This window comes from Mesorhizobium sp. M0145, assembly GCF_040322355.1.
GTDB lineage: Bacteria > Pseudomonadota > Alphaproteobacteria > Rhizobiales > Rhizobiaceae > Mesorhizobium.
This window is the reverse complement of the sequence record NZ_JAMYTK010000006.1, coordinates 36662-53035: the sequence shown is the minus strand read 5'-3', so window position 1 is coordinate 53035 and position 16374 is coordinate 36662. Positions and strand designations below refer to the sequence as shown.

The window sequence follows — 16374 nt, the reverse complement described above, 5'->3', positions numbered from 1 at the left end:
AGCTCAGAAAAGACTGACGGGAAAATAGCGCAGATAGAACTCAGCGAACGTGCCTTTCACCGAGATTTCCTGCAGCGCGTAGTCGAAAGCGGCGGCCAGTGCCGGATCGTCGGCCCTAGTGGCGATTGCCATGCCTGAGCCGAGATATTCGGGCGCCAGATAGGGGCCGCCGGCAAAGCGGCAGCAGCCCGCTGCATCCGAACCGCCGAGCCAGAAGGCGAAACGCATGCCGTCGCCGAAGGCGGCGTCGATCTTGCCGGCTTTCAGCTCGCCATAAAGCTCCTCCGGCTTTGCGAACGGGACGATTTGGACGTCGCCGAAATAATCGCGCAGCATCCGCTCGTGCGCGGAGCCGGCGATCACGCCGACACGCTTGCTGCGCAGCTTGTCGAACATTGGTTCGGTCAGCGCCTGTGTCTTCAGCATGATGAAGCGTGCCGGAAATTGCAGGTAGGAGCGTGAAAATGCGTATTTCGACCGCGACTCCGGCGTCGCGGCGATGCCGGCAATGATCGCTTCGCCCTCGCCTTTCCCGAGCGCACCTTCGAGCTCGGCCCAGGGCAGCGCCTGGATCTGGCATTTTTCGGCAATGCCGAGCTCGGCGCAGATGGCGCGCGCCAGGTCGACATGGAAGCCCGACAGCCGGCCTGCCCCATCGAGGAAATTGAACGGCGGGAAATCCGTGGTGGTCAGGAATCGCAGCCGCGGCAGCGTCGAAAGGTCCGGCTTTGGCAGCCGCTCCTTGGCGTCCCAGAACACCGGCACCTGCGGCTCCGCGGCGAGCGCAGCAGCCGCAAGCGATTGCGCTCCGATCAATATCAAGATCAATGAAATGGATATGCGCCGAAACGCCACGCGACGACTCCGTCCGGTCTTGCCCCGCCTTTCGTACGAAATAACACAGGTTTTTGTACGAAAAAAACACAGGTACGACGGTTTTTGGTTTCATCATTGCAATTTAGGGATATTGTTTAGTGAGTTTGCAAGTGACTGCGTGATGCCGGCTGAAGAGGAGCAGTAGGACGCACAGGGGAGGCAGCTTTGCAGTCCGGGGTTGATGGCGTGGTGCGGGTTGATCACTGCCATTGGCCTCAAGAGCGGAAGGCAACATGGGGTAGATGTTGCGATGGGTCATTTCGATCGTACGCTGGAGTTGATAGATCAGTTGCAGCACGCCGGCACAGCCGCCGCCGTCTGCGAAAAGCTGCTGGGGGTAACAAGCGGGTTCGGGCTGACGGCGCTGATGGCCGGGACGGTTCCGCAACCTGGCACGCCGAGAAACCAGCAAAAGGACCATGTGCTGCTCTGCGACTGGCCGGCTGAATGGCTTGAGCGCTACGTCGCGCGCAACTACGTCGATCACGACCCCGTCGTCAGCCACATGAAGCAGCTTCAAGCGCCATTCCAGTGGCGGGAAGCATCTCAGGGCATCCGCATCGGCAAGAGCGGCGGCGAGGTGATGGGCGATGCCGGCGAATTCAAGCTGCGCGACGGGTTGGCCTTCCCGCTAATCACGCTCGATGGCCAGATCGTCATGGTGTCGCTAGGCGGCGAGGCTGTCGAATTGTCGAGCGCCGAGTTCGGGTTGGTGTCGCTGGTCTCGACTTATGCGATTGGCCGCGCAATGCAGCTCCACACCATGGCGGGCAAAACCATCGATCATGTCGAATTAACGCCGCGTGAGCGCGAATGCCTGCAATGGGCTGCTGTTGGCAAGTCCGAATGGGAGATTTCACAAATTCTCGGCATTTCGGAACACACGTCAGAGAAACACCTTCTTAACGCCAAAAGCAAACTCGGTGCCGTCAACCGGGTCCAGGCCGTCGCGGAAGCGATAAGGCGCGGCTATATTAACTAGGTCGGCCGCGCCGGCCTAGAAATTCTTGCTTGCGTGATCGCGTAATTTTTTTGGGAAAGCACGGCCGTATCTTCCTGTTGAAACTAGGAGACGGCAAATGCTTTTTTCCCTCACGACCCAGGAATTGATGGAACGGCCCGACCTCTGGGAGGCAGTTCATCGTTTGCGTTACAGAGTTTTCGTCGAAGAGATGGGATGGACCGATCTGCAGCGCCCTGATGGCCTCGAGATCGATCAATTCGACCACGACGAGGCAGTGCACCAGATCGTCATCCGCAATGGCGAGCTCGCCGGTTATCAGCGGATGTTGCCGACGACCCGAGCACATCTTCTAACCGATGTGCTGGCGGACCTTTATGAGGGAACCCCACCGTCGGGCCCGAATGTCTATGAACTGACCCGCTATGCGGTTGCGCCGGGATTCCGCGACGGTCGGCGCGGCGTGTCGACGGTCGGCACCGAGCTGATCGCCGGCTTCGTCGAGTGGGGTCTGAAGCGCAACGTCAACCAGGTGATCATCGAATTCGAGCCGATGTGGGTGCTTCGCGCGCTGCAGCTGCATTTCCTGGCAACGCCGCTCGGTTACCAGCGTACCTATGGCAACCAGCAGGTGGTTGCCACACTGCTCACCTTCAACGAGCACACGCTCGACGTGGTGCGTTCGCGCCGCAACCATTTTGCGCCGGTGCTGGCCAGAGGGTACCCGGACATGCTCGGACAGAGACGCGCCTCGTGAGATTGGAGAGAGGCCATGAACGTTCACTCAAAAGCAGAATTCCGCAATCACACGCTGATCGTCACGGTATCGTCGGGTGACGGCCGCCCGGTGCTGGACAGGCGGGCCTATGAAAGCCTGGCCAGGACATTCCACGAAGCCGCTGTCGACGACGACGTCCGCGTCGTGGTCCTGCGCGGCTTGGCCGGGTGCTTCTGCCTCGGTGCCGATTTCTCCGAATTTCTCGACGCCACCAAACATCGGCGACTGATCGCCGCCGTCACCGATATGTTCCGCACGCTGGCGACGTTCCCGAAACCGGTCCTTGCCTGTGTCGACGGCGACGCCGTCGGCGTCGGTTGCACCATCCTGTTCCACTGCGACATGGTGATCGCCTCGAGCAAGAGCACGTTTCGGGTGCCGTTCGTCGATTTCGGCCTGGTGCCGGACGCGGCGACCAGCATTCTGGCGCCGCAGAAGCTCGGCTATGCCGGGGCGTTCCGCTTCTTCTGCCTGGGCGACACGCTCGCCGCCGAAGATGCCAGGGCACTGGGCCTTGTCGGCGAGATCGTGACGGACGGCAGCGTCGAGGAAGCCACGTTGGCAAGAGCCAGGCAACTCGCCAAGAAGCCTGTCGCGGCGCTGCTACAGACGCGCGACCTGCTTAGGGGCGACACCGGCGCGCTCTGCGACCGCATCGACCAGGAGATCTCGCTTTTCCAGCAGGCGCTGCAGGACGACACCACGCTGAAGCGACTGCAGCGGATTGCCCGGCTGGCGGCATGAGAGCCGCGTATCGATGAGGTGAGCTTATTTTTCGAGGAAAGTCGGCCCTTCGCCGATGATCTTCTTGTCCTCCTTGCCGATGACGTCGAGGTAGCGGCCGTCATAGGGAAGCGAAAGGAGAATGCGCTGCATGACGGCCAGCCGAGCGCGCCGTTTGTCGTTCGCCCGCACAATGATCCAGGGCGCGAACTCCTTGTGCGTGCGCTCGACCATCAGGTCGCGCGCTTTGGTGTATTCGTCCCATTTGGTGATGCCGGCGATGTCGATTGGCGAAAACTTCCAGCTCTTCAGCGGGCTCCAGCGGCGGTCGTGGAATCGCTCGAGCTGCGTTTCCCGGCCGATGTTCAGCCAGAATTTGAAGAAATGTATGCCCTCGTTGCGGATCATCCGCTCGAAATGCGGAACCTCGTCCAGAAATTGCTCGTGCTGCTCGGGCGTGCAGAATCCCATCACCGGTTCAACGCCGGCGCGGTTATACCAGGAGCGGTCGAAGGTGACGAATTCGCCCGACGTCGGGAAGTGGTCGACGTAGCGCTGGAAGTACCATTGTCCAAGCTCGGTGGGCGTTGGCTTGGTCAGCGCCACGTTGCGCGCCGTGCGAGGGTTCAGATACTGGCGCAAAACGAAGATCGTGCCGCCCTTGCCGGCAGCGTCGCGCCCCTCGAACAGCGACATTACCCGCTTGCCCGTCGACTGCAGCCACGCCTGCGCCTTGACCAGCTCGATCTGCAGCTTCTCTAGCCTCTCGTCATACTCCTCGCTCTTCATCTTCTTGTCGTAAGGGTAACCGCCGGCGGTGAGCTTGCGGTCCTCGACCCAGTCGGGAAGCGCGGGGGCCTCGATGTCGAACGCCCTCTCCTTGCCGTCGATCATGATCTTCAGCGGCCCCGATGAGGGTGCGGCGGGGCTTTCCTTAGCGTTTTTCATCGAGGCGAACCTTTCCAGCTTCCGGACTCGTGCTATTGGGAGCCTTACTGCATCGGCCCGAAAATCGGAATCGATTTTCGGAAAGAACGATGCAGCAGATAAAGTGGTAGAGCGTCCTTTGTGCGTCCAATTGGACGCACTGCGCTCTAGCGCCGGTCCAGCAAGAAGTTCTTGAAGTGGCCGCAGACGGAGCGCAAATGGCCGACATCGGCACAGAGCGGAGAGGCAGGGCGCAAGCCGTCGCCATGCGGCTGTGGAACAGCCGCTGGCTGCTGGCGGCCGGCCTCGTTGCGGTTCTGATGGTCTATGGTTTTGCCGGCATGTCTGGCTATGTGGTGCTGCTGGCTGGCGCCGTGCTGGTTGCCGCTGCGATGCTGCCGGCCGGCATCGCCCGCCAATCGACCGAAAATGCCGCGGCCATCGAGTCGAGCGTGCAACAACTTTCCGGCGAATATCTCGCGGCGGCGGTTGCCGATCCGCTGATCATTTTCGATCGCTCCGCCGCCATCGTCCACGCCAACGCCGCTGCCTTTGCCGCCTTCGGCGGGATTGCCCCCGGCATGTCGCTGTCGCTGAAATTCCGCGCGCCGGAAATGCAGGGCTTGCTGGATAGTATCTTGGCGGGCAACGTCGCTTCGGACAGCGTCGACTACATAGAAAAGCTGCCGGTCGAACGAGCCTATCGGGTGAGCGCGTCTTCAGTCGGCCATGCCACGGATCTCTACGTACTGGTGTTCAAGGACCAGAGTGAGGCGCGCCGGATCGACAGAATGCGTGCCGACTTCATTGCCAATGCCAGCCACGAGCTGCGCACGCCTCTCGCCTCGATCGCCGGCTTCATCGAGACGCTGCGCGGGCCGGCCCGCAACGACCCCGCGGCGCGCGAGCAGTTCCTGCAGATCATGCAGAACCAGACCAGCCGCATGGCGCGCCTCATCGACGACCTTCTGTCGCTGTCGCGCCTGGAGATGAAGCCCTATCTCAAGCCGGGAACCGAGGTCGACCTGCGCCAGGCCATCGACAGCGTCATCGATTCGCTTGGGCCGCTCGCAAAGGAAAACGGCGTCGTCATCGAGCGTGATTTCGCGGAAGGGCCGCTCGACGTGCCCGGCGATCGGGACGAGCTTTTCCAGGTCTTCGAAAACCTGCTGGAAAACGCCTGCAAATATGGTCAGTCGGGCGGACGCGTCGTGGTGTCGATCATACGCAGCGACAGCGATCCCGAACCGGGCATCGACGTCACCATCAGGGACTTCGGCCCCGGCATCCCCGAAGAGCACATCCCGCGCATCACCGAGCGCTTCTACCGCGTCGACGTCGAGAACAGCCGAACCCAGAAGGGCACCGGCCTTGGCCTGTCCATCGTCAAGCATATCCTGACCCGCCACAACGCCAGACTCTCCATCAGGTCGGAGGTCGGCAAGGGTGCGGCGTTCACGGTCCATTTGCCGGCTCGCTAACGTAGTACTATCTCTAGCACATAATGGGCCGTTTCTTTTTTCTGTCATCCGGCTAGCGTATCAGCGGGGATTCGAGGGAACGACTCAACCACGAGATCCCGGGAAGGCATTTCGTCCATGCAGTCCGTGCATATCGTCAGCGCCTATGACGAGGAGCTGAAATATCTGTCGAAGCGCATCGCGGCGATGGGCGGGCATGCCGAGCGCATGGTCGAGCAGGCGGTCGCGGCGCTGGTCAATGCGGATCCGGGGCTTGCCCAGAAAGTCATTCGGGACGACCTGGTTCTAGATGAGGGACAGCGCGAGATCGACGACAAGGCGATCATCATCATCGCTAAACGCCAGCCGATGGCGACGGATCTGCGCGAGATCGTCGGCGCGATCCGCATCTCGGCTGACCTCGAACGGATAGGCGACCTCGGCAAGAACGTCGCCAAGCGGGTGGTTGCCGTCGCAGACGGGCGCCAGCCGAACAGCCTGTTCCGCGGCCTCGAGGCTTTGGCCAATCTGGCACTGACCCAGCTCAAGGAAGTACTCGACGTCTATGCGTCGCGGTCGGTGGAGAAAATCGGTTTCGTGCGCGACCGCGACGACCAGATCGACGCCATGTACACCTCTCTGTTTCGCGAATTGCTGACCTACATGATGGAAGACCCACGCAACATCACGCCCTGCACACATCTCCTGTTTTGCGCCAAGAACATCGAGCGCATCGGCGACCACGCTACCAACATCGCCGAGACGATCTACTATATCGTCACCGGCGATCAGATGCCGGCCGATCGTCCGAAGGGCGACAAGACGGACAAGATTATTCTTCCCGCAACCCAACCAGCGAAGTGAGTTCTCTCAGCACTGATGCGAATTTCGGATTCGCCACCTGACAGAAAATTGCGCTAAGCTTTCGACGCGCCGACTTCTCAGTTCCGCGATGAAGGCCCCGCCTTCAGGAGGCTGCGATGGAATACGTCCGCGAGTTTGCTCCTGCGCCGCCGATGTCGGGTATAATCGCTTGCGGCGTCTATACGGCTGGGCGGCGCATCGCCGACATTCCGATCGAGGAAGCCGGCGAATGGGCCGGGAAGCCGGGTCACGTGGTCTGGATCGGACTGCTGGAGCCCGACCGCAATTTGCTGCTGCGCGTCCAGGCGCAATTCCATCTGCATGAGCTGGCGATCGAGGACGCCGAGCATCCGCACCAGCGACCGAAGATCGAGCAATATGGTGATGCCCTGTTCATAGTTGCCCGCACGGCGCAGCTGATCGAGAGCCGCGTCACCTTCGGCGAGACGCATCTGTTCGTCGGCGCGGGCTACATTGTCAGCGTCAGGCATGGCCCGTCGACCTCCTACGCCGCCGTTCGGCAGCATTGGGAAAGCTGCCCGCATTCCCTTGCCAAGGGCGAGGATTTCGTCCTCTACGCCATTCTCGATTTCATCGTCGACAACTATATGCCGGTGCTTGAGCAGATCGAAAACGAGGTCGAGGCGATCGAGGACAAGGTTCTGCTGAAACCGATGACCGGCTCCGATATCGAACGGCTTTATATGCTGCGCCGCGATCTCTTGCGCCTGCGTAATGCGGCCCTGCCGCTGGTGGAGGTCTGCCGGCGGCTCACCAGCGCCGATCTGCCGCAAATCCACACAGCCATGCACCCGCTGTTTCGCGACGTCACCGACCACATCCGCACTGTCCAGGAAAAGATCGACAGCCTGCGTGAGGTTCTCGCCTTCGCCTTCGAGGCGAGCCTTCTGGTCGGTCAAAGCCAGGAGACGGCGATCTCCAAGAAGCTTGCCTCATGGGCCGCAATCTTGGCCGTGCCGACGGCATTCGCCGGCATTTACGGCATGAATTTCAGCGACATGCCGGAACTGAGGATGGAATATGGTTACCCGGCCGTCCTGGCGGCAATTGCCCTGATCTGCACGTTTCTTTACTGGCGGTTTCGCAAGAATGGGTGGCTATGAAGTGGGTGAATGGTGAATAGGGCTAGACAAGAGCCTTGCTTTCTTACTCCAAGCTCAGCCCGCCACCATTCACCATTCACCATTCACCATTCACCATTCACCTGCTCCGCCGCCGCTCCGATGCCGGCTGGAACGCCACGCGGGCGTGGTACTTGCAGTAGGGGCCGGTTTCGGCTGCGTCGTTGCCGCAGAAATGGAAGTCTTCCGAAAGCGGATCGCCGTTCGGCCATTTGCAAGTGCGCTCGTTGAGTTCGACAAGTTGCAGATGCCGCGAGATCGGCACGACGACGTTCTCGACCGGGCGGATATAGTGGCGCGCCACCGGTTCGGCATCGAACTGCGCCTTGAGCGCGGTCGCACCGATCGACATCGAGGTGGTGGCATGGCGCGTGGCGCTTGCTGCCCGGGACACCGATTTCTGGATCGTCGATCCCTGCACCGTCTTCTTCTGGCGTGCCGGTGAGGCGGTCGTGCGTCCGCGACCGGACAGTTTCAGCCGGTGCACTTTGCCGATGACCGCATTGCGGCTGACCCCGCCAAGCTGTGCGGCGATCTGGCTGGCGCTGAGGCCCTCCGACCACAATTTTCTGAGAAGTTCGACTCGCTCGTCAGTCCAGTTCATGAGACCGCGCTCCTGCTGAAACGTGCGGCAATCGGAATCCATTCCCGACCCGGCTTCTGCCGGGCAGACACCACATATATCGGGTGATTAGGTCCGCCGCACGAAATCTAGTTATTTCTCTACTACAATTACCTTATGCGCTGACTCGGTGACAAGAGTCCCAAGGCCAACACGAATCGGTTTTTTCGGTTTTCCCCAACTTGCCCGGTCGCTTATGAGCCGGCGTTATGCTGGGGGGCTTGCCGCGCGACCTTGCGCGACCTTTTCGTTGACTTCACGGCCGAAAAACACGATAAGCCACAAGGGCCGCCGCTTTGGCGGCTTTTTGATTTTTCCGGTTCCGGAGACGCATATAATGAGCGGTTCGGCGCTTTTCGAGACCTTTGTTCGCGCACCCCTGGCTTTCGACCACGGTGAAGGCACCTGGCTGGTCACCGACAAGGGCGAGCGATATCTCGATTTCGCCGGCGGCATCGCCGTGAATTCGTTGGGCTACAGCCATCCGCATCTGGTCGCGGCCCTCACCGAGCAGGCCGCCAAGCTCTGGCACGTCTCCAATCTGTACGAGATTCCTGGACAGAGCCGGCTCGGCGAGCGGCTGGCCGACGCAAGCTTCGCCGACAAGGTGTTCTTCACCAATTCCGGCGCAGAGGCGCTCGAATGCGCCATCAAGACGGCGCGGCGCTACCACTTCGTCAAGGGCCATCCCGAGCGCTACCGCACAATCACCTTCGAAGGCGCCTTCCACGGCCGCACCCTGGCGACCATCGCCGCCGGCGGCCAGTACAAGTATCTGGAAGGTTTCGGCCCCAAGGTCGACGGCTTCGACCAGGTCGGCTTCGACGATGTGGATGCCGCCGAGAAGGCGATCACGCCTGAAACCGCGGCGATCCTGATCGAGCCGGTGCAAGGGGAGGGCGGCATCAGGCAAGTGCCGACGCAATCGCTGAAGCGGCTCAGGCAGCTCTGCGATCAGCACGGACTGCTCCTGATTTTCGACGAGGTCCAATGCGGCGTCGGCCGCACCGGAAAGCTGTTCGCGCATGAGTGGGCGGGTGTCACACCCGACCTCATGGCGGTGGCCAAAGGCATCGGCGGCGGCTTTCCGATGGGTGCCTGCCTCGCCACCGACGAGGCAGCGGTCGGCATGACCGCCGGCGTGCACGGCACCACCTTCGGCGGCAATCCGCTGGCAATGGCGGTCGGCAACGCCGTGCTCGACGTGGTGCTGGAAGACGGCTTTCTCGAAGACGTCCGGCGCAAGGCACTGCTGTTGAAGCAGGGGCTCGCTGGCGTCGCCGACGAATTTCCGGATGTTATCGAAAGCATCAGGGGCACCGGCCTGATGCTCGGGCTTAAATGCGCGATGCCCAACACCAAGGTCACGGTGGCACTGCGTGACCAGCATCTCTTGACGGTTCCGGCCGGCGACAACGTTATCCGCCTGCTACCGCCTCTCACCGTCACCGACGCCGAGATCCACGAAGCGCTCGAGCGCATTCGTGCCGGCGCCAAGAGCCTGGCAGATGCCATCGTCGCTGCCGCTGCGAAGTAATCCTGGAATTTCTGATGTCCCTTCGCCATTTCACCGATCTTTCCGCCGTTTCCGAAGGCGATCTGCGCTTCATGCTCGACGACGCAGCGGTGCGAAAGGCAAGGCTCAAGGCCGGCGAACGCAGCAAGCCGCTCGAAGGCAAGGTGCTGGCGATGATCTTCGACAAGCCGTCGACGCGCACGCGCGTGTCGTTCGACGTCGGTATGCGGCAGTTGGGTGGCGAGACGATCATGCTGACCGGCACCGAGATGCAGCTTGGCCGCTCGGAGACCATTGCCGACACGGCCAAGGTGCTGTCGCGCTATGTCGATGCCATCATGATCCGCACCACCTCGCATGACCGGCTGCTGGAACTGACGGAAAACGCTACGGTCCCCGTCATCAACGGGCTGACCGACGAGACCCATCCCTGCCAGCTGATGGCCGACATCATGACCTTCGAAGAGCACCGCGGTCCGGTGGCCGGTAAAACGATCGCCTGGACCGGCGACGGCAACAACGTGCTGCATTCGCTGCTGGAGGCATCCGCGCGGTTCCATTTCAAGCTGAACGTCGCCGTGCCCGAGGGCAGCGAACCGGCCCAGAAGCATGTCGACTGGTCGAAAGCCAATGGCGGCAAGCTGAAATTCAGCCGTTCGCCCGAGGAGGCCGTTCACGAGGCCGACTGCATCGTCACCGACTGCTGGGTGTCGATGGGCCAGGAGCACCGTGCCCGCGGCCACAATGTCTTCCTGCCCTATCAGGTCAATGCGGCACTGATGGCGAAAGCCAAGCCGGACGCGCTGTTCATGCACTGTCTACCGGCGCATCGCGGTGAGGAGGTTACCGACGAGGTCATCGACGGACCGCATTCGGTGGTGTTCGATGAGGCCGAGAACCGGCTCCATGCCCAGAAGGCGGTCTTGGCCTGGTGCCTGGGCGCTTGATACGAGCCGCGGTGATCCGGGCCGGCCTGATCTGCGCCGCCTTGATCTGGGCCGCCTTGATCCGGGAGTTGGTGGTGCCTATCTCAGGCGCATCACGCAAATCGAGCGCGTCTCGTCGCATGCGCCCCGGAGGGCGGCATCGCCGCGCCCCGGAGCTTTGTCATGTTGGAAACTCATCAATTGGCTGAACATAAACCCAAGCTCGGCGAATTCGGCTACGCCGGCGACGACCATGTCGTGCCGTTCGAGGTCGGCCCGCTCGACGTGCGCGGTCGCACCGTCCAGCTCGGGCCGATGCTCGATGCTATTCTCAGCCGCCACGACTATCCCGAGCCGGTCGCCCGGCTCCTGGCTGAAGCCTGTGTGTTGACGGTATTGCTCGGAACTTCGCTGAAGTTCGAGGGCAAGTTCATTCTGCAGACCCGCACCGACGGGCCGGTCGACATGCTGGTCGCGGATTTCTCCACGCCGCACGCGCTGCGCGCTTATGCCCGCTTCGATGCCGACCGGCTGCAGGCTTTGACTTCTGCCGGCGAGACGTCACCGCAGACGCTGCTCGGCAGCGGCGTCCTGGCGCTGACCATCGACCAGGGCGCTCACACACAACGCTACCAGGGCATCGTCCAGCTCGACGGCGTCACACTGGAAGATGCCGCACGCACTTATTTCCGCCAGTCGGAGCAGATTCCGACCGACCTCCGGCTTTCGGTTGCCAAGCTTCTGACGCCCGGCGTCGGCGGTGCCCGCGAGCAATGGCGGGCCGGTGGCCTGCTGGCACAATTCCTGCCGCAGTCGGCGGAGCGCATGCGCGTACCCGACCTTCCCGGTGGCGACGGCGATCCGCGTGAGGAAATCCACGACCCGACCGACAATTCCTGGCAGGAGCTGCTGGCGCTGGTTGGTACTATTGAACCGACCGAGCTGATCGATCCGACGATCGGCGCCGAACGGCTGCTTTACCGGCTTTTCCACGAGCATGGCGTCCGCGTGTTCGGCGGGGTGCCGGTCGCCGACCAGTGCTCATGCTCGAGGGAGAAGATCCACGGCATCCTCGAAGGCTTTTCCGCCGAGGAGATCAGGGACAGCACCGAGGATGGCAGCATTCACGTCGCCTGCGAATTCTGCTCGAAGCAATATGACTTCGACCCGGCGGAGTTTGCAGCGGCCGGATGACGGCCGTCAATTGACGGTGCGCCGCATTCCCGGCAAGTCGAGCGAGAAGGCGGGGATGGCGACGTCGAACGTCTCGCCCCGCTTGTTGCGCATGGTGTAGTGCCCGACCATGATGCCGGACGGCGTCGAGAGCGGGCATCCAGACGTATACTGATAGCTGTCGCCGGGGTTGAGTCCGGGTTGCTCGCCGACGACCCCGGGGCCGCGCACTTCCTCGACCTTGCCGGTGCCGTCGGTAATGTGCCAGTAGCGCGACAGAAGCTGCACGAACTCATCCGACTGATTGTCGATGGTCACCTGATATCCCCAGACATAGCGGTTTTGCGGCGGGTCGGAGTGATCCTCCAGATAGAACGGCCTGACCTGCACTTCGATGTTGCGGGTGACGGCGCTGTACATAAACTGCTCCAAAGCAATGTAGATGGAACTTCGACGCTCAGCGCAGTTTGATCAACGATGCGCGTCATCTCCTTGCCCGACTCGAGCGCAGGTGCCGAAAAACAATGTCATTTAAGTGACACATGACAATGATGGTGTGCAGGCTTGTGCCGGGCGACTCAGCGTTCTGTCGAATTGTTGAAAACGGCCGTCATGCGGCCGGCACTTCTGGAGTGACCAGATCTCGATGGAACCGACATTCGCAGCCGCCCTCCTTTCCATAGCCCTCCTTCTTTCAAATCTCGCCAGCATCCTGTTAGCTTCGCTGAAGCTGAAGCGACCAGGCAGGATCGCACCGCCCGCGGCCAACGCGCCGCCGGTATCGATCGTCATCCCGGCGCGCGGCGTCGAGCCGTTTGCCGAAGAGACGCTGGAGCGCGCCTTCTCACTCGACTGGCCGCGCTACGAACTCATCTTCTGCGTTGCCCATGCCGACGACCCGGTGGTCAAGCCGATCACCGCCGCAATGGCGCGCTTTCCAGCTATTCGCGCCCGTCTTCTAGTCGGTGACGACCGCATCAGCGGCAATCCAAAACTCAACAATTGCGTGAAGGGTTGGGAAGCGGCGCATTATAGCTGGGTCATCCTTGCCGATTCCAACGTGCTTATGCCGAGCGACTACGTCCAGCACCTGATGGCGGCGTGGCGGCACGACACCGGCCTCGTCTGCTCGACGCCGATCGGCTCGCGGCCGGACGGCTTCTGGGGGGAGGTCGAATGCGCCTTTCTCAACACGCTGCAGGCACGCTGGCAGTACGCCGGAGAGGCGCTCGGCCTCGGCTTCGCGCAGGGCAAGAGCATGTTGTGGAATAAGCCGATGCTCGACGCCAATGGCGGCATCTGCGCGCTTGCTGCCGAGATCGCCGAAGACGCCGCCGCGACCAAGCTGGTCAACGGGTTCGGACTGCGGGTCAATCTTGTCGCCTCGCCCTTCGAACAGCCGCTCGGCCGGCGCACGTTTGGCGAGATCTGGTCGCGGCAGGCGCGCTGGGCGCGGCTGCGCCGCGTCACCTTCGCGCTGTTCTTCGCCCCCGAGATCCTGATCGGCGCAGCGCCGCCGCTGGTGCTTGCGCTGATCGCGGCGGCTGACGCCGGCGTCAGCCTGCCGGCAACCGCCATCGCCGTGCTGGTCGCGGCCTACCTGCCGGAATGCGCCTTGGCCTCGGCCAAGGGATGGCACCTGTCGCTGCGCACCATCCTGGCGATGATGGCGCGAGACCTGATGCTTCCCGCCATTTGGGCGCGCGGATGGCTGAGCGGCGCCGTCGACTGGCGCGGCAATGTGATGACTATCCAGACCAAGGCCGTCGCGGAGCTGGAAGAGACCCCGTCCGGCGCCTGATCGGCGCGTCCCCGCTCGCCTCTGTTCGGCCAGCCCTTATCCGGCAACTCTCAGTGCCTGCTCGATGTCTTCGAGCAGGTCGTCGGCGTCCTCAAGGCCAACTGACAGCCTGAGCGTTCCCGGTCCGATGCCGAGCTCGGCGCGGGCCTCATCGGTCAAGTTCTTGTGCGTCGTCGTCGCCGGATGGGTGATCAGGCTCTTGGCGTCGCCGAGATTGTTGGAAATCAGCACGACGTCGAGTGCGTTCTGGAAGGCAAAGGCCGCCTGCTTGCCGCCCTTCACATCGAGGCAAATCAGCGTCGAGCCGCCCGACATCTGCTTCTGGACCACGGCCGCTTGCGGGTGGTCGGCGCGGCCGGGATAGATGACGCGGGCGATTTGCGGGCGCTCGGCCAGGAAATCCGCGATGCGGCCGGCACTTTCCGTCTGCTGGCGTACGCGTAGCGGCAGCGTCTCCAGGCCTTTCAGCAGCGTCCAGGCATTGAAGGGCGAGAGGCTTGGGCCGGTGTGGCGGAAATAGTCATGCAGGTTCTCGTCGATCCATTTCTTGTCCGACAGAACGATGCCGCCAAGACAGCGCCCCTGGCCGTCAATATGCTTCGTGGCCGAATAGACGACGATGTGGGCGCCGAGCTGCAGGGGTTTCTGCTGCAAGGGCGTAGCGAAGACATTGTCGACGATCAGCCTGGCGCCGATCGAATTGGCAAGTCCCGCGACGGCGGCAATGTCGACTACCTCCAGCGTTGGATTGGTAGGGCTTTCCAGGAAAAACAGTTTGGTGTTGGGCTTGACCGCCTTTTCCCAATTGGCGATGTCGGTGCCGTCGACCAGCGTTGCCTCAATGCCGTATTTCGGCGCCAGCGTCTCGACCACCCAGCGGCAGGAGCCGAACAGCGCGCGCGCCGCCACGATATGGTCGCCCGCCTTGGCGCTGCACAGCAGTGCTGCCGTCACCGCCGCCATGCCGGATGCCGTGGCGCGCGCGTCCTCGGCTCCTTCCAGCGCGCACATGCGTTTCTCAAACATGTCGACCGTCGGATTGGCATAGCGCGAATAGATGAAGCCCGGCTCCTCGCCCTTGAAGCGCGCCTCCGCCGCTTGCGCCGTCTCGTAGACATAGCCTTGGGTGAGATACATCGCCTCGGAGGTCTCGCCGAAGCCGGAACGCAGCGTTCCGGCATGCACGAGTGCGGTCTGAGGCTTCCAGTCGCGCTTCTTGGTCATCATTCTATCCAAACACCAAAATTGGTCCAAACAACAAAAAACCGGTCGCGAAAGTCGCAACCGGTCCATATGGCCTTGCGGCCCGACGGTCCTTTAGCGACTTGTTTAACGTGGCTGCAAGCCGACCGGCCAAATCACCACGGGATAACGAGCTTTAGACCCGCGCCACGCTTGCGTCAATTGCCGGCATGATTAAGAGGGTTGTACCAAGCAGGTGCCAAAGGCGTCCATGGTCGGACCTGCGACAGAACAAGACCTCGCCCGGCGTTCGAACGGAGCCAGACCCTTGCGGCAGACAGGCATTCTTCCCGATCAGGATATTTCCACGCTGTTCCAGACGGGCGCGCTGAAATCGCCGCGCACGCTCGATGCCGATCAGATCCAGCCGGCCAGCCTTGACCTCAGGCTCGGCGACAAGGCCTGGCGAGTGCGTGCTTCCTTCTTGCCCGGCCCGGACCACAGGGTTGTCGACAAGCTCGACCGGCTGAAGCTGCACGAGATCAACCTCGCCGAAGGTGCCGTGCTGGAAACCGGCTGCGTCTACATCGTGCCGCTGCTCGAGAGCCTGGCGCTGCCCGCGCATATTTCCGCCTCCGCCAACCCGAAAAGCTCGACCGGACGGCTCGATATCTTCACTCGGGTGATGACCGACCGCGGCCACGAGTTCGACAAGATCGCCGCAGGCTATGAAGGTCCGCTCTATCTGGAGGTCAGCCCGCGCACTTTCCCGATCGTCGTGCGGACCGGCTCGCGGCTGTCGCAGGTCAGGTTCCGCACCGGCAATGCGCTCTTGTCGGAAAACGAGCTGCACGAGTTGCACCACGCCGAAATGTTGGTCGCCACCGAACCACCCAACATCTCAGGCGGGGGCATCGCGCTGTCGATCGACCTCGACGGCGACAAGGATGGGCTTGTCGGCTATCGCGGCAAGCACCACACCGGCCTGGTCGACGTCGACAAGCGCGCCGCGCAGGATGTCGTCGATTTCTGGGAGCCGCTCTACAAGAGCGGTGCCGGCGAGCTGGTGCTCGATCCGGACGAATTCTATATTCTGGTGTCGCGCGAGGCGGTGCATGTGCCGCCGCTCTACGCGGCCGAAATGACGCCCTTCGATCCGCTGGTCGGCGAGTTCCGCGTCCATTATGCCGGTTTCTTCGACCCGGGTTTCGGCCATTCGGCGTCGGGCGGCACCGGCAGCCGGGCGGTGCTCGAGGTACGCAGCCACGAAGTGCCGTTCATCCTCGACCACGGCCAGATCGTCGGACGGCTGGTCTACGAGCACATGCTGAAACGGCCGCAGGCGCTCTACGGCACAGATCTAGGCTCGAACTATCAGGCGCAGGGCCTGAAACTGTCCAAGCATTTCCGCACCGCGCGCTGA

Annotated in this window: 16 protein-coding genes and 1 riboswitch; of the genes, 11 read left to right on the top strand and 5 right to left on the bottom strand. The window is 62.3% G+C overall.

Annotation, left to right across the window (positions count from 1 at the left end; all coding sequences use genetic code 11):
- Positions 1-3: 3 nt before the first annotated feature.
- Entirely contained in the window at positions 4-855 is an 852-nt protein-coding gene (locus tag NKJ28_RS12175; RefSeq protein WP_502902179.1) for an ABC transporter substrate-binding protein, read from the bottom strand.
- 271 nt (positions 856-1126) lie between these two features.
- Between NKJ28_RS12175 and NKJ28_RS12170 the strand changes: the two genes are divergently transcribed.
- The 3 genes from NKJ28_RS12170 to NKJ28_RS12160 all read left to right on the top strand — a co-directional run bounded on the left by NKJ28_RS12170 (position 1127) and on the right by NKJ28_RS12160 (position 3359).
- Positions 1127-1858, top strand: a complete 732-nt coding sequence (locus NKJ28_RS12170) for a helix-turn-helix transcriptional regulator (RefSeq protein WP_023677341.1) — start codon at positions 1127-1129, stop codon at positions 1856-1858.
- Between the two features lie 97 nt (positions 1859-1955).
- Positions 1956-2594, top strand: a complete 639-nt coding sequence (locus NKJ28_RS12165) for an acyl-homoserine-lactone synthase (RefSeq protein ID WP_023677342.1) — start codon at positions 1956-1958, stop codon at positions 2592-2594.
- Between the two features lie 15 nt (positions 2595-2609).
- Entirely contained in the window at positions 2610-3359 is a 750-nt protein-coding gene (locus NKJ28_RS12160) for an enoyl-CoA hydratase-related protein (protein ID WP_023677343.1), read from the top strand.
- A gap of 24 nt (positions 3360-3383) precedes the next feature.
- On the opposite strand, the gene ppk2 is transcribed toward NKJ28_RS12160, so the two are convergent.
- Positions 3384-4286: a polyphosphate kinase 2 gene (gene ppk2 / locus NKJ28_RS12155; RefSeq protein WP_352589132.1), complete on the bottom strand. Its 903-nt coding sequence runs from the start codon at positions 4284-4286 to the stop codon at positions 3384-3386.
- Between the two features lie 197 nt (positions 4287-4483).
- Between ppk2 and NKJ28_RS12150 the strand changes: the two genes are divergently transcribed.
- The 3 genes from NKJ28_RS12150 (at position 4484) to NKJ28_RS12140 (ending at position 7713) form a co-directional block, all read left to right on the top strand.
- On the top strand, positions 4484-5746 hold the full coding sequence (locus NKJ28_RS12150; protein WP_352589135.1) for a sensor histidine kinase: 1263 nt from the start codon (positions 4484-4486) through the stop codon (positions 5744-5746).
- Positions 5747-5863: 117 nt separating this feature from the next.
- Complete coding sequence (gene phoU / locus NKJ28_RS12145) at positions 5864-6589, top strand: phosphate signaling complex protein PhoU (RefSeq protein WP_352589138.1); 726 nt, start codon at positions 5864-5866, stop codon at positions 6587-6589.
- Positions 6590-6705: 116 nt separating this feature from the next.
- Positions 6706-7713 (top strand): magnesium and cobalt transport protein CorA, encoded by a 1008-nt coding sequence (locus NKJ28_RS12140; protein ID WP_352621868.1) that lies wholly within the window; start codon positions 6706-6708, stop codon positions 7711-7713.
- Between the two features lie 97 nt (positions 7714-7810).
- Here the strand turns inward: NKJ28_RS12140 and NKJ28_RS12135 are convergent, their stop codons facing one another.
- The gene (locus tag NKJ28_RS12135) at positions 7811-8335 is read right to left on the bottom strand and encodes a GcrA family cell cycle regulator (protein WP_023677348.1); all 525 of its coding nucleotides are present in this window, start codon (positions 8333-8335) and stop codon (positions 7811-7813) included.
- Between the two features lie 355 nt (positions 8336-8690).
- Here NKJ28_RS12135 and NKJ28_RS12130 point away from each other — a divergent pair, with 355 nt between their 5' ends.
- The 3 genes from NKJ28_RS12130 (at position 8691) to NKJ28_RS12120 (ending at position 11989) form a co-directional block, all read left to right on the top strand.
- Positions 8691-9890 (top strand): aspartate aminotransferase family protein, encoded by a 1200-nt coding sequence (locus NKJ28_RS12130; RefSeq protein ID WP_023677349.1) that lies wholly within the window; start codon positions 8691-8693, stop codon positions 9888-9890.
- A 14-nt stretch (positions 9891-9904) separates the two neighbouring features.
- Positions 9905-10816, top strand: a complete 912-nt coding sequence (gene argF / locus NKJ28_RS12125; protein ID WP_031211966.1) for an ornithine carbamoyltransferase — start codon at positions 9905-9907, stop codon at positions 10814-10816.
- A gap of 162 nt (positions 10817-10978) precedes the next feature.
- The gene (locus NKJ28_RS12120; RefSeq protein WP_023677351.1) at positions 10979-11989 is read left to right on the top strand and encodes an Hsp33 family molecular chaperone; all 1011 of its coding nucleotides are present in this window, start codon (positions 10979-10981) and stop codon (positions 11987-11989) included.
- A gap of 6 nt (positions 11990-11995) precedes the next feature.
- Here NKJ28_RS12120 and apaG read toward each other — a convergent pair whose 3' ends face one another.
- Complete coding sequence (gene apaG, locus NKJ28_RS12115) at positions 11996-12388, bottom strand: Co2+/Mg2+ efflux facilitator ApaG/CorD (protein ID WP_023677352.1); 393 nt, start codon at positions 12386-12388, stop codon at positions 11996-11998.
- A gap of 226 nt (positions 12389-12614) precedes the next feature.
- Between apaG and NKJ28_RS12110 the strand changes: the two genes are divergently transcribed.
- Positions 12615-13769 (top strand): glycosyltransferase, encoded by a 1155-nt coding sequence (locus tag NKJ28_RS12110; RefSeq protein WP_352621865.1) that lies wholly within the window; start codon positions 12615-12617, stop codon positions 13767-13769.
- A gap of 36 nt (positions 13770-13805) precedes the next feature.
- Here NKJ28_RS12110 and NKJ28_RS12105 read toward each other — a convergent pair whose 3' ends face one another.
- Entirely contained in the window at positions 13806-14996 is a 1191-nt protein-coding gene (locus NKJ28_RS12105) for an O-succinylhomoserine sulfhydrylase (RefSeq protein ID WP_352635722.1), read from the bottom strand.
- Between the two features lie 70 nt (positions 14997-15066).
- Positions 15067-15144: riboswitch (SAM riboswitch) on the bottom strand.
- A gap of 78 nt (positions 15145-15222) precedes the next feature.
- Between NKJ28_RS12105 and NKJ28_RS12100 the strand changes: the two genes are divergently transcribed.
- A complete protein-coding gene (locus tag NKJ28_RS12100) occupies positions 15223-16374 on the top strand; it encodes a 2'-deoxycytidine 5'-triphosphate deaminase (RefSeq protein ID WP_502898204.1) in 1152 nt (383 codons plus the stop codon).